At 70.1% G+C, this 12434-nt stretch carries 13 protein-coding genes; 9 read left to right on the top strand and 4 right to left on the bottom strand.

Annotated elements, in window-relative coordinates; genetic code table 11:
• The first annotated feature begins 40 nt into the window (after positions 1-40).
• Positions 41-1039 carry a TAXI family TRAP transporter solute-binding subunit gene (locus B7R87_RS25470; protein WP_006346171.1) on the top strand — a complete coding sequence of 333 codons (999 nt, stop codon included), beginning with the start codon at positions 41-43 and terminating at the stop codon, positions 1037-1039.
• Here B7R87_RS25470 and B7R87_RS25465 read toward each other — a convergent pair.
• Positions 1029-2432, bottom strand: coding sequence for a sensor histidine kinase (locus B7R87_RS25465; protein WP_006346172.1), 1404 nt, complete (start codon positions 2430-2432; stop codon positions 1029-1031). The two genes, B7R87_RS25470 and B7R87_RS25465, sit on opposite strands and share 11 nt — an antisense overlap.
• A 7-nt stretch (positions 2433-2439) precedes the next feature.
• A complete protein-coding gene (locus B7R87_RS25460; protein ID WP_006346173.1) occupies positions 2440-3156 on the bottom strand; it encodes a response regulator transcription factor in 717 nt (238 codons plus the stop codon).
• Between the two features lie 346 nt (positions 3157-3502).
• Between B7R87_RS25460 and B7R87_RS25455 the strand changes: the two genes are divergently transcribed.
• From B7R87_RS25455 to B7R87_RS25425, 8 genes are all read left to right on the top strand, one after another.
• On the top strand, positions 3503-4273 hold the full coding sequence (locus B7R87_RS25455; RefSeq protein WP_006346174.1) for an amino acid ABC transporter ATP-binding protein: 771 nt from the start codon (positions 3503-3505) through the stop codon (positions 4271-4273).
• Positions 4274-4453: 180 nt separating this feature from the next.
• Positions 4454-5275, top strand: a complete 822-nt coding sequence (locus B7R87_RS25450; protein WP_006346175.1) for a glutamate ABC transporter substrate-binding protein — start codon at positions 4454-4456, stop codon at positions 5273-5275.
• 78 nt (positions 5276-5353) lie between these two features.
• Positions 5354-6028: an amino acid ABC transporter permease gene (locus tag B7R87_RS25445; RefSeq protein ID WP_006346176.1), complete on the top strand. Its 675-nt coding sequence runs from the start codon at positions 5354-5356 to the stop codon at positions 6026-6028.
• Entirely contained in the window at positions 6025-6906 is an 882-nt protein-coding gene (locus B7R87_RS25440) for an amino acid ABC transporter permease (protein ID WP_006346177.1), read from the top strand. Before B7R87_RS25445 ends, B7R87_RS25440 begins: the two co-directional genes overlap by 4 nt.
• A 392-nt stretch (positions 6907-7298) precedes the next feature.
• Complete coding sequence (locus B7R87_RS25435) at positions 7299-8894, top strand: FAD-dependent monooxygenase (protein WP_006346178.1); 1596 nt, start codon at positions 7299-7301, stop codon at positions 8892-8894.
• Positions 8895-8926: 32 nt separating this feature from the next.
• Positions 8927-9013, top strand: coding sequence for a putative leader peptide (locus tag B7R87_RS34440; RefSeq protein ID WP_338116662.1), 87 nt, complete (start codon positions 8927-8929; stop codon positions 9011-9013).
• Positions 9014-9101: 88 nt separating this feature from the next.
• The gene (locus B7R87_RS25430; protein ID WP_006346179.1) at positions 9102-9656 is read left to right on the top strand and encodes a cupin domain-containing protein; all 555 of its coding nucleotides are present in this window, start codon (positions 9102-9104) and stop codon (positions 9654-9656) included.
• The gene (locus tag B7R87_RS25425; RefSeq protein ID WP_006346180.1) at positions 9653-10087 is read left to right on the top strand and encodes a rhodanese-like domain-containing protein; all 435 of its coding nucleotides are present in this window, start codon (positions 9653-9655) and stop codon (positions 10085-10087) included. Before B7R87_RS25430 ends, B7R87_RS25425 begins: the two co-directional genes overlap by 4 nt.
• A 250-nt stretch (positions 10088-10337) precedes the next feature.
• Here B7R87_RS25425 and recX read toward each other — a convergent pair whose 3' ends face one another.
• Both recX and recA read right to left on the bottom strand, forming a co-directional pair.
• Positions 10338-10925, bottom strand: a complete 588-nt coding sequence (gene recX, locus B7R87_RS25420; protein ID WP_006346181.1) for a recombination regulator RecX — start codon at positions 10923-10925, stop codon at positions 10338-10340.
• A gap of 2 nt (positions 10926-10927) precedes the next feature.
• Entirely contained in the window at positions 10928-12052 is a 1125-nt protein-coding gene (gene recA, locus B7R87_RS25415; protein ID WP_006346182.1) for a recombinase RecA, read from the bottom strand.
• Positions 12053-12434: the final 382 nt, after the last annotated feature.

Genomic DNA, 12434 nt, shown 5'->3' with positions numbered 1-12434 from the left:
GGTCTGGTCATCACGGTGAGTAACTGACAGGATCGCAAGCATGTTCACCAACCTGCTCCGCACGGGGCGCCGGCGCGCGCTGACCGTGTCCGCCGCCGTGCTCGCGGCGCTCGGACTGATGCTGTGGTGGCTGCTGCCGCTCGGCGAGCCGGGCCCCCGCGGCACGATGACCTTCAGCACCGGTGTGCAGAGCGGCGTCTACCAGCGGTACGGCGCACTGCTCCAGGTCGCTCTCGCCAAGGACCTGCCCGAGGTGGACATAGCGCTGCGGACGAGCGAAGGCTCCCAGGAGAATCTGGCCCGGGTGGCATCCGGGGAGGCGGACTTCACCATCGCCACCGCCGACGCCGTCGCCAAGTACCAGCAGGACGGCAAGCCGGGGGCCGACCGGCTGCGGGGCTGTGCCCGGCTCTACGACGACTATGTGCAACTGGTGGTGCCCGCCGGATCCCAGGTGCGGAAGGTCGCCGACCTGCGGGGGCTGAAGGTGGGCGTCGGACAGCCGGGGTCGGGGGTGCGGCTGATCGCGGAGCGGCTGCTGGCCGCCGCAGGGCTCGATCCCGTGAAGGACGTCACTGCCGCGCCCAACGGCATCGACACCGTCCCCCAGCTGCTGGCGAACGGCACGATAGACGCCTTCTTCTGGTCCGGCGGGCTCCCCACCACCGCGGTGGAGTCGCTCTCGGAGCGCTTCCGCATACGTCTGGTCCCGCTCGGACGGGAGCTGATATCGAAGGTCCACAGCACCGGCAATCCGACGACGTACTACCGCTTCGCGGTCATGCCGCCCGATCTGTATCCCCTCACCCAGAGCGGGCTGCCGGTCGACTCGATGGCCGTGGCGAATCTGTTGGTGACCACCGACCGGATCGACCCGGCGCTGGTCGAGGGCTTCACCCGCACGGTGATCAAAAGTCGCGATCGCATAGGCAACACCGTCCACCCCGCCCAGCTCGTCGATCTCCGTACCGCCATCTACACCGATCCCCTGCCGCTGCACGAGGGATCACGGCGCTACTACCGCTCGGTCAAGCCGTAGAGGCGGGCGGGGTACGGGGGACGGTCAGGGTGACCTTGAGGCCCCGCGGCTCGTGGTGGCCGTAGGAGATCCTGCCGCCGCCCGCGGAGAGAAGGGCACGGGATATGGAGAGTCCGAGGCCGGAGCCCTTGATGTTCTGGTGGCGGTTGCTGCGCCAGAAGCGGTCACCGATCCGGACCAGTTCGTCCTCGGTGAGTCCGGGACCGCCGTCGGTGATCACCACGGTGGTGGTGTCGCCCTGGGAGGCCACGGTCACGGTGACCGTCTCGCCCCGCGGGGTGAACTTCACCGCATTGTCGATCACCGCGTCCAGCGCGCTCGACAGGGCGATCGGGTCCACCCAGGCCGTGACGGCGCCGCCGTTGCCCGTGAGGCGGACGCCCTTGTCCTCGGCGACGGGGCGCCAGGAGGCCACCCGCTCGGCGGCGAGTGCGCCGATGTCCGTCAGTTCGAGGTCGGCGGAGGTGTGCTCGGCGAGCGCGAGGTCGAGCAGATCGTCGAGGACCTGGGCGAGACGGCGGCCCTCGGTGCGGACGGAGGCGATCTCCTCGTTGCCCTCGGGGAGTTCCAGGGCCAGCAGTTCGATCCGCAGCAGCAGGGCTGCCAGCGGATTGCGCAATTGGTGGGAGGCGTCGGCGACGAACGCCCGCTGTTGTTCGAGTACGCCCTCGACGTTGTCGGCCATCTCGTTGAAGGAGCGGGCCAGCCGGCGCAGTTCGGGCGGTCCGCCCGCGGCCGCCACCCGGGACTTCAGCCGGCCGGTGGCGATGTCGTGGGTGGCGGCGTCGAGCACCCGTACGGGACGCAGGACCCAACCCGTCAGCCGGAAGGCGGCGCCGACGGCGAGCAGCATGGCCGCCGCCTCGCCCGCCGCGATCAGCAGCCAGCCACGGAGGGTCCGGGAGCGCAGATGGTCGGTGGGCGAATCGGTGAGGACGACGGCGACGACGTCCCCGTCCCGCACCACGGGCGAGGCGACGACCAGCCGGCCGTCACGGTCCCAGGGCCACACCTGCGGCGGGTCCTGCGATCGGCGCCCCGACAGGGCCTCGCGGAACGCCTGCTGGCCCTCGCCCTCCGGCGGGACTCCCCAGTCCTGGGGAGCCCGCGCCAGATGCGATCTGCCGTTCCGCAGGAAGACACCGACATGGATGCCGTAGGTCGAGTAGTAGCGGTTCAACTGGTCCTGGAGCGTGGAGAGCCGCTCGTCCTCGACTCCCTCACCGTCCGAGACGAACTGCGCCAGAGCCGCGAACCGCACGGTGTCGTCGATCCGGTCGACCACTACTTCCTGCTGCCGTGCCGAGGCGACACTGACGGCCAGGGGGAAGCCGAGTGCCAGCAGCACACCCGCCATGAGGACGATGAGCAGCGGCAGCAGACGAGTGCGCACGGTCCCGTCAGTCGCCCGGAGTCACAAGGCGGTAGCCGACCCCGCGGACGGTCTCGATCAGCGCGGGCATCCTCAGTTTGGAGCGCAGCGATGCCACATGCACTTCCAGGGTCCGGCCGGTCCCCTCCCAGCTGGTGTGCCACACCTCGCTGATGATCTGCTCCCGGCGGAAGACGACGCCCGGCCGCTGCGCGAGGAGGGCCAGCAGATCGAACTCCTTGCGGGTGAGCTGGACGGTCTCGCCGTCCACCCGGACGCGCCGGGTGGGCAGTTCGACGGTGACTCCGCCGAGCCGCAGCGCGTCGTCCGTCGTTCCTCCGGGGCCCGGGGCGGGCAACTCGTCGCCGGCGGAGGTGCGCCGGGCCACGGCATGGATACGGGCCAGCAGTTCACCGGTGTCGTACGGCTTGACGACATAGTCGTCGGCGCCGAGGTTCAGGCCGTGGATCCGTGAGCGTACGTCGGCGCGCGCAGTCACCATGATCACCGGAGTGGAGGTGAGCTTCCGCAGCTTTCCGCAGACCTGGTAGCCGTCCTGGTCGGGCAGGCCGAGGTCGAGCAGCACCACTCCGAAGGGCGGCTTGCCGGGGTGGGTCGCGGGGAGGACCGCCCGCAGGGCCTCCTCGCCGTTGCGGGCGTGCACCACGTCGAAGCCGTGCCGGGCGAGGACGGCCGACAGGGCTGCGGCGACGTGGTTGTCGTCCTCGACGAGCAGCAGTCTCAACGGCCCCCCTCCGGTCCGTGGCACCCCGCCGCGGTACTGACTCCGCGGCCGTCGGTCCTTCGATGTGTTCGCGCTCCCCGGTGATGGTCCTTACCCGGCGCGCGACATGGTGTACCTCGGCATCAAGGCCGATCCGGTACGGAGAGTCAAGAGACATTCGGGAGACCGTCGGTTTCCGTTATCCACCCGGTACGCCGCCGGCCGCCTTCCTCACGCATCGTATACGGACGAGGCCGGATCGTTATCCTCAATTTCCGCTCAGATGTAATGACGCTGGTCGCACCGCGTCACTACTGTCCTCCCAACCGAGGAGGACGGGAGCTGTGGGCCGATGAGCGGAGTGTCTATGTCCAAGGTCGACGGGGATGCTGTTCCCGCCGCCGAGGGGCTGGTCGTACTGAGTGATGTGAACAAGCACTTCGGTGCACTGCACGTGCTCCAGGACATCGACCTGAGCATCGCCCGGGGCGAGGTCGTCGTCGTCATCGGGCCGTCCGGTTCCGGCAAGTCGACGCTGTGCCGCACGATCAACCGGCTGGAGAGCATCGACTCCGGGTCGATCACGATCGACGGCAAGCCGCTGCCGTCGGAGGGCAAGGAGCTCGCCCGGCTCCGCTCCGACGTCGGCATGGTGTTCCAGTCGTTCAACCTGTTCGCCCACAAGACGGTCCTGGAGAACGTCGTACTGGGCCAGGTCAAGGTCCGCAAGAAGGACAAGGACGAGGCCGAGCGGCGGGCCAGGGAACTGCTCGACCGTGTGGGCGTGGGCTCGCAGTGCGACAAGTACCCGGCCCAGCTGTCCGGCGGCCAGCAGCAGCGGGTCGCGATCGCCCGGGCGCTGGCGATGGACCCCAAGGTCATCCTGTTCGACGAGCCGACCTCGGCCCTCGACCCCGAGATGATCAACGAGGTGCTGGAAGTGATGCAGCAGCTCGCCCGGGACGGTATGACCATGGTGGTCGTCACCCACGAGATGGGCTTCGCCCGCTCCGCGGCCAACCGGGTCGTGTTCATGGCCGACGGCCGGATCGTCGAAGAAGCCACGCCCGACGAGTTCTTCAGCAACCCGCGCAGCGACCGCGCCAAGGACTTCCTGTCGAAGATCCTGCACCACTGACCCCGGTGGTCACGTCACCCCCCTGAACACACCGGCTGCCGCACGAACGGCACTTCCGGCCGGGCCCGAGGCCCGGCCGGTCCGTACCGCACCCTCATGGACCGGGCTCCGGCCCGTCCGGTCCGGCAGCCGATGGACCGCATTCACGCAACGGCGACCCACGACGCAAGGGATGTTCACATGAAGCTCCGCAAGGTATCCGCGGCCATTGCCACCGTTCTGACCCTCTCGCTGGCCGCGACCGCGTGCGGCGACGGAGACTCGGGCAGCGGCGGCAAGAAGATCACCATCGGGATCAAGTTCGACCAGCCCGGTATCGGCCTGAAGACCCAGGACGGCAAGTACACCGGCTTCGACGTCGACGTCGCGACCTACGTGGCCAAGGAACTGGGCTACGAGGCCAAGGACATCGAGTGGAAGCAGACCCCGAGCGCCCAGCGCGAGACGATGCTGGCCAACGGTGACGTCAAGTTCATCGCCGCCAGCTACTCCATCACGGACCAGCGCAAGGAGAAGGTCGACTTCGCCGGCCCGTACTTCCTGGCCCACCAGGACCTGCTGATCCGCAAGGACGAGACCGGCATCACCAAGGCCGAGGACCTCAACAGCAAGAAGCTCTGTTCCGTCACCGGGTCGACCTCCGCCCAGAACATGAAGGAGAAGATCGCCCCCAAGGCCGATCTGCAGCCCCTGGGCGGCTACTCCGAGTGCCTGACCGGCCTGGAGAACAAGTCGGTCGACGCGCTGACCACGGACGACGCGATCCTGGCGGGCTATGCCTCGCAGAAGGAGCACGAGGGCAAGTTCAAGCTGGCCGGTCTGCAGCTGAGCGACGAGAAGTACGGCATCGGCGTCAAGAAGGGCGACAGCGACCTCAAGGCCAAGATCAACAAGGCCCTGGAGAAGATGAAGTCCGACAAGTCCTGGGACAAGTTCGTCGAGGCCAACTTCGGTCCGTCCGGCTACAAGAGCGAGCCCGCGCCGGCGATCGACGCGAGCTGAGGCCATCGGTGACGCGCCGCCGGCCGGACCGGCCGGCGGCGCGCGCCACCTAACCACCAGGAGAGATCGCGGGTCAACGTGTTCGATTTCCTCGATTCAGGGCAGTACGACCTGCTCGACGCGTTCTGGGTGACGGTCAAACTCACCGTCTACTCGGCAATAGGTTCCCTGATCTGGGGAACGCTGCTGGCCGGTATGCGGGTCGGCCCGGTCCCCATGATGCGGGCCTTCGGCACCGGCTATGTCAACGTCGTCCGCAACACCCCGCTGACCGTGGTCGTCGTCGCCTGTTCGCTGGGCCTCGCCTCCACCATGGGCATCACGCTCGGTGGTGAGAACTTCGAGGACATCGGCTTCCGGATGGCCGTCCTCGGACTGACCGCCTACACGGGCACCTTCGTCTGCGAGGCGTTGCGCTCCGGCATCAACACGGTCCCCGTCGGCCAGGCGGAGGCCGCCAGGGCCCTGGGGCTGAGCTTCTTCCAGGTACTGACCCTGGTCGTCCTCCCCCAGGCGTTCCGCGCGGCCGTCACCCCCCTCACCAACGTGCTGATCGCCCTCACCAAGAACACCACGGTGGCCTCGGCGATCGGCGTGGCGGAGGCCTCGGCCCTGATGAAGACGATGGTCGAGAACGAGTCCGACGCGCTCTTCGCCGTGTTCGCCGTCTTCGCCTTCGGGTTCATCGTTCTGACCCTGCCGACCGGTCTGCTGCTGGGCTGGGTGGCCAAGCGAGTGGCGGTGAAGCGATGAGTTCCGTTCTGTACGACGAGCCGGGCCCCAAGGCGAAGGCCCGGAACATCGCCTACACCGTCGGGTTCCTGGTGGCGCTCGGCCTCGTCCTGTGGTGGGTCCTGTCCACCATGGCGGACAAGGACCAGCTCGCGGCGGACAAGTGGAGTCCGTTCGTCAAGGACTCGAAGGTCTGGACGACCTTCCTGCTCCCGGGCCTGTGGGAGACGGTCAAGGCAGCGGCCCTCGCCCTGGTCATCGCCCTTCCGCTCGGCGCGGCCCTGGGCATCGGCCGGCTCTCCGACCATGCCTGGGTCCGGATCCCGGTCGGCGCCGTGGTCGAGTTCTTCCGCGCCATCCCGGTGCTGCTGCTGATGGTCTTCGCCTTCCAGGCGTTCGTGGAGTTCTCCGATCTGGAGTCGGAGATCCGTCCGCTGTACGCGGTCGTCACGGGCCTGGTCCTCTACAACGCCTCCGTCATCGCGGAGATCGTCCGGGCGGGCATCCTGTCCCTGCCCCGGGGCCAGACCGACGCCGCCCAGGCGATCGGCATGCGCAAGGGCCAGATGATGGTGTACGTCCTGCTGCCGCAGGCGGTCACCGCGATGCTGCCCGCGCTGGTCAGCCAGCTGGTCGTCATCGTGAAGGACACCGCACTCGGCGGCGCACTCCTCGGCTTCACCGAGCTGCTGTACCAGAACCGGGCGATCACGGCGAACTACGGCGCCAACACGATCGCGGCCCTCACGGTCATCTCCCTCATCTTCATCCTGCTGAACTTCGCGCTCACCAGCTTCGCGAGCTGGCTGGAGAAGCGGGTCCGCCGGGGCAAGAAGAGCACCGGGGCGGTCGTCGCCCAGGACAGTGTGGAGGCCGGGGCCGGCGGCGGAGTCCTGTAGGACCGATCCGACACACCCGGCGGAGAGGCGGCGGTGCCATCACGGCACCGCCGCCTCTCTGCGTACCCCCGTATCCCCGTACCCCCGTATCCCCGACACCTCGCCCCGCCCTCCCCGCCGCCTGCCGTGAAAGGCGGCCGGGCCCCCGGACGGTCCCCGCCCCACCCGTACCACCCCGCATTCCCTCACCACCCGATCCCCGGCTTTCTCCCCTCCCGGCGGCACCCGCGCACCACCGATGGATCAGTGCCCGCCGTGGCGCTCCCCCGTCACTTGACGCAGGCACCCCCAGTGGGTTGCATACGTTCTGTGATCGCGCACCGGGGCTCCACCTCACCTTCCCCTACGTCACCAACCGCCCTCACGCCCCTCAGAGCCCGAGGAGTCACCCCGTGGACCCGGTGATCGTCGTCGGGGCCGGACCGGTCGGACTCGCGCTCGCGCTCGCGCTGGCGCAGCAGGGCGTGCCCTCCGTCGTCCTCGACGAAGGCACGGGCGGCGAGGAGCCGCGCCCCGCCCGGACCGTCGTGCTGCGCCCCGACACCGCGGCAGCCATGGAGCGCCTCGGCTGTGCCACGGTCCGTGACGAAGGGGCCCGCTGGACGCACTGGCGTGCGATGCGCCGCAAGCAGGAGGTACGCCGGCTGCCGCTGGGCGGGGACGCCCCGCCCTCGCCCCTGCACATTCCCCAGCACGCCCTCACGCGTGGACTGCGGGATGCCGTCGCCGCCCAGCCGCTGGTCCAGCTGGTCGCCGAGAGCCGGGTGGACGCGCTGGAGCAGGACGGCGACACGGTCACCGTCCACACCCGCGGCCCGGACGCCACCTGGTGGCGGGGCAGTCACGTTGTGGGCTGCGACGGAGCCCGGTCGACGGTCCGCAAACTGCTCGGTATCCGCTTCCCCGGGCGTACGGCCGTGGAGCGGCACGCCGTCGCCACTCTGCGCACCGAACTCCCCTGGCCGGACGAGGCGCTGCTGCACCGTCAGCCGTCGTGGCGGGGTGCCGGTGACGAGATCGCCGCCCGCCCCCTGCCCGACGACGTCTGGCGGCTGGACTGGCTGCTGCCCCCCGGCGGCGACCTGGTCACCCCCGACACCCTGGTGGCACGGGTACGGGACACCCTCGGGGCCTGGTGCGGCGGCACCACACCGCCGTACGACCTCCTGGACACCGGCGTCTACACGGTTCACCACCGGCTGGCCCGGCGCTGGCGGGTGGACCGGGCGTTCCTGGCGGGCGACGCGGCCCATCTGCTGGGGGCACTCGGGACACAGGGGCTGGACGAGGGGCTCCGGGACGCCGAGAACCTGGCCTGGAAGCTGGCGCACGTCCACCGGCACGGCGGTTCCGAGGCCCTGCTGGACAGTTATCAGGCGGAGCGGCGGAGCGCCGTCGCCGCCCGGCTGCGCGCCGCCGACCAGGTACTGCCGTCGTTGCGCAGCGGCAGCGCCCTGCGGGCGAGACTGCCCGGTGCGGCCCGGCTCGACGGTCTGCTCACCGATGCCCATCTCGGCCGGGGCCCCCTGGGGGCACCCCCGGTCCACACGCATTCACCGCTGGCCCCGGATCCCTCTCCGGCCCATGTCCCGATCGGTACGGAACCGGGTGCCCCGGTCGAGGACGTACGGATCACCGCGCCCGACGGCACCTCGGCCCGGCTCCGGGACCGGCTCGGGCAGGGGCAGCTCCTGGTGGTACTGGTCGCCCCGGGCACCGGGGTGTGGGACCGGCGGCACTGGCAGAGCGCGGGCGTGATGCCCCGGCTGGCTTCCGCGGTTTCGGCCCTCCCGGTTCCGGCCGAGCTGCTGGTCACGGAGGCCTATCCCGGGGCCTCCGCGCATACCGTGCTGCTCGTCCGGCCCGACGGACAGTTCGTCGCCGCCTTCTCCGGGGTACGGCCCGAGGAGCTGTACGAGGCGGCGGACGCGGTCCGCGGCGGCAGCCCCTCGGACGCCCCCAGCGACCGCACCGCGGACGTCAATTGACCCCGCGGGGGCACCGTGGTGTACTCCGTTTCGTGACCGGCACCGATGTACGCCTGTGGCGGAGGGTCCATATGGACCTCCTCCGCTACGCGGGCTGCGTGTGTCGACCGTCCTGCTGACCTCGCGTCCTTCCTTTCCCTTCGCGCGCCCCGCGGGCCTTGTGCGCCCCTGCGCGCGTACTTTCGCGAACATCCAGGACGGTTCCTCATGTCCCAGCCCGTGCCCGCATCCCCTTCGGCCGCCGGGTCGGCCACCACGGTCTCCCGCGCTCATGCCCCCACCTCCGCCGAACTGCTGGACTTCGTCCGCGGAGCGGCGGCCGACCCCGAACTGATCGCCTCGCTTCCCCTCGACCCCGAGGGCCGTACCTGGGTCCGGCTCGACGGACCGGGCGGCAGCGAGGCCTGGCTGATCGGCTGGCCGCCCGGTACGGGCACCGGCTGGCACGACCATGCGGAGTCGGTCGGCGCCTTCGCCACCGCGGTCGGCGAACTGACGGAACACTCGCTGGCGGTACGGCTCCCGGCCGACGGCTGGAAGACCCTCGAACTGCGCGAGGACGTCGACCGCGGGCGGAAGCTGGGGGCCGGCCGGGGCCGGGCCTTCGGCCGGCACCATGTGCACGAGGTACTGAACGCGTCCGCCGCGCATGCCGTCTCTGTCCATGCGTACTACCCGCCGCTGCCGCTGATCCGCAGGTTCAGCCGCACCGGTGCGGTACTCCGCCTGGAACAGGTCGAACGTCCGGAGGACTGGCAGTGAACAACCATCGTGTATCCGCCGTCGGCAGCGCAGCCGGTGACCGGGCCGCCGCGCCCATCGGTATCGACGCTTTACTCGAACAGGTCCGGGAGGACCTCGACCGGGTGACTCCCCGGCAGGCGTACGACGAGGCACTGAACGGCGCCCTGCTGGTGGACATCCGCTATGCGGCGCTGCGTGACCGCGACGGTCTCATCCCCGGGGCCGTCGTCGTCGAGCGGAACGAGCTGGAGTGGCGGCTCGACCCCCAGGGCAGCCACCGTCTCCCGGAGGCCGACCACCACGATCTGCGGATCGTGGTCGTCTGCAACGAGGGCTACGCCTCCTCCCTGGCCGCGGTCTCGCTCCAGCAGCTCGGGCTGCACCGGGCGACGGATCTGATCGGCGGCTTCCAGGCCTGGCGGGCCGCCGGACTCCCGGTGGAGAAGTGACCGTCACCGGGTGAACCGGCGCCGGACCGTCCGCCGGACGGCGACCGGGGAGCGGGGAACGAACGGGATGCCCGGAACGGACTGACAGCTCTCCCTTCCCCTGCCTTCTGCGGAGCGTCTTCCGTGGAACAGGGGAAGGGGTCCGGTCCGCCGGGCCGTGTGTCACGGCGCCGCGGTCTCCCCCGCGGAGCGCGCCGCCGTACTCACGGCCGGGCCCTTCCAGGCACTTCCATAGACCGGTCCAACCGGTCTACGGAAGACCTTCGAGGTCCAGGGCGTCCATGGCCTCGTCAAGGTCCGGCTCCCCCTCTTCCTCCAGCGCCCGCCGGACCACCCGCAGCGCCATGCCTTCCCCGTAGCCCTTGCGGGCCAGCATTCCGGCGAGCCGGCGGATCCGCCGGTCGCGGTCGAGGCCCCGGGTGGCCCGCAGCTTGCGCACGACCAGGGCGCGGGCGGTCTCCTCCTCGCTCTCGGAGTCGAGCCGGCCCACCGCCTCGTCGATCAGGGCCGCGTCCACTCCCTTGGTCCGCAGCTCACGGGCGAGAGCGCGGCGGGCGAGCCCCCGGCCGTGATGCCGGGAATCCACCCAGGCGTCCGCGAACGCGGCATCGTCGATCAGCCCGACGTCCTCGAACCGGGAGAGCACATCCTCGGCCACCTCCGGCGGGATCTCCCGGCGGTGCAGCGCATCCGCGAGCTGCTTGCGGGTGCGCGGGGTCCCGGTGAGCAGGCGCAGGCAGATCGCCCGCGCCCGCTCCGCCGGATCCTGGGGCGACAGCGCCTTCTCGGCCCTCGACGAGTCGGCACTGCCGCCCGGCCATTCGGTGCGCCGGGTCACGGCTAGCTCTTGGCCGCCGCCGCCTTGGCCGGCTTGGCCTTGGTGGCGGGGGCGGGCACCGACTTCGCCGCGTCAGCGGCCGGGGAACCGCCCGCCGCGTCCGCGCCGGGCTCCGCGGCGGGAGCCTCGGGCCGGACGCCCACGCCCAGCTTCTCCTTGATCTTCTTTTCGATCTCATTGGCGAGATCGGGGTTGTCCTTCAGGAAGTTACGGGCGTTCTCCTTGCCCTGGCCGAGCTGGTCGCCCTCGTACGTGTACCAGGCACCGGCCTTGCGGACGAAGCCGTGCTCCACGCCCATGTCGATCAGACCGCCCTCGCGGCTGATGCCCTGGCCGTAGAGGATGTCGAACTCGGCCTGCTTGAACGGCGGGGCGACCTTGTTCTTCACGACCTTGACGCGGGTGCGGTTGCCCACCGCGTCCGTGCCGTCCTTCAGGGTCTCGATCCGGCGGATGTCCAGACGCACCGACGCATAGAACTTCAGCGCGCGGCCACCGGTCGTGGTCTCGGGCGAACCGAACATCACGCCGATCTTCTCGCGCAGCTGGTTGATGAAGATCGCGGTGGTCTTGGACTGGTTCAGGGCACTGGTGATCTTGCGGAGCGCCTGGCTCATCAGACGGGCCTGGAGACCCACGTGGGAGTCGCCCATCTCGCCCTCGATTTCGGCCCTGGGCACCAGGGCCGCCACCGAGTCGATGACGATGAGGTCGAGCGCGCCGGAGCGGACCAGCATGTCGACGATCTCAAGGGCCTGCTCGCCGTTGTCCGGCTGGGAGAGGATGAGGGAGTCGATGTCGACGCCCAGCTTCTTCGCGTACTCCGGGTCGAGGGCGTGCTCGGCGTCCACGAAGGCGACGGAGCCGCCGGCCTTCTGTGCGTTGGCCACCGCGTGCAGCGTGAGGGTCGTCTTACCGGAGGACTCGGGTCCGTACACCTCCACCACGCGGCCGCGCGGCAGCCCTCCGACGCCGAGCGCGACGTCCAGCGCCGTCGACCCGGTGGGAATGACCTCGATGGGCTCGTTCGGGCGCTCGCCGAGGCGCATCACCGCGCCCTTGCCGAATTGGCGTTCAATCTGTGCGAGCGCGGCGTCGAGCGCCTTCTCGCGGTCGGTTCCTGCCATGGGTTCCACCCGATTTGCTTGTGTCGATCGCTTCACGTCAATGACGCTAACCCCTGCCACTGACAATGGGCCCCGACACCCGTCCCGCCTGTGGACAACCGCCCGGTGAGGCAGGGGCCGGACACCCCATAAGAATGGATGTTCGATTTTTGTGTCAAGCGCATCCGCCCGGCGTGCCGCCGAAGGGGTGGGGCCGCCCCCGGGCACTCGCCGGGCGGTCGGCCCGGGGCCCGGGCCGGTCCGTCAAGGGCCGGGCCGGTGATATTCCGGGGCGCAGGAAATCCGGAGAGCTTTGTCAGTGCCCCCCTCTACTCTGAGATTCGTTCGTGATCTGTGAGGGGGGACCTCGCGATCGCCCGTTCCCACAACCCGGCTCGCGGAA

It is taken from the genome of Streptomyces tsukubensis (genome assembly GCF_003932715.1).
Classification (GTDB): domain Bacteria; phylum Actinomycetota; class Actinomycetes; order Streptomycetales; family Streptomycetaceae; genus Streptomyces; species Streptomyces tsukubensis.
Note: the sequence above shows the minus strand (reverse complement) of the source record. Positions and strands in the feature narration are given on the sequence as shown.

Coding starts and splice junctions, on each gene's coding strand:
- B7R87_RS25470 (WP_006346171.1), top strand. CDS start 41: ATGTTCACCAACCTGCTCCGCACGGGGCGCCGGCGCGCGCTGACCGTG.
- B7R87_RS25455 (WP_006346174.1), top strand. CDS start 3,503: ATGTCCAAGGTCGACGGGGATGCTGTTCCCGCCGCCGAGGGGCTGGTC.
- B7R87_RS25450 (WP_006346175.1), top strand. CDS start 4,454: ATGAAGCTCCGCAAGGTATCCGCGGCCATTGCCACCGTTCTGACCCTC.
- B7R87_RS25440 (WP_006346177.1), top strand. CDS start 6,025: ATGAGTTCCGTTCTGTACGACGAGCCGGGCCCCAAGGCGAAGGCCCGG.
- B7R87_RS25430 (WP_006346179.1), top strand. CDS start 9,102: ATGTCCCAGCCCGTGCCCGCATCCCCTTCGGCCGCCGGGTCGGCCACC.
- recA (WP_006346182.1), bottom strand. CDS start 12,052: ATGGCAGGAACCGACCGCGAGAAGGCGCTCGACGCCGCGCTCGCACAG.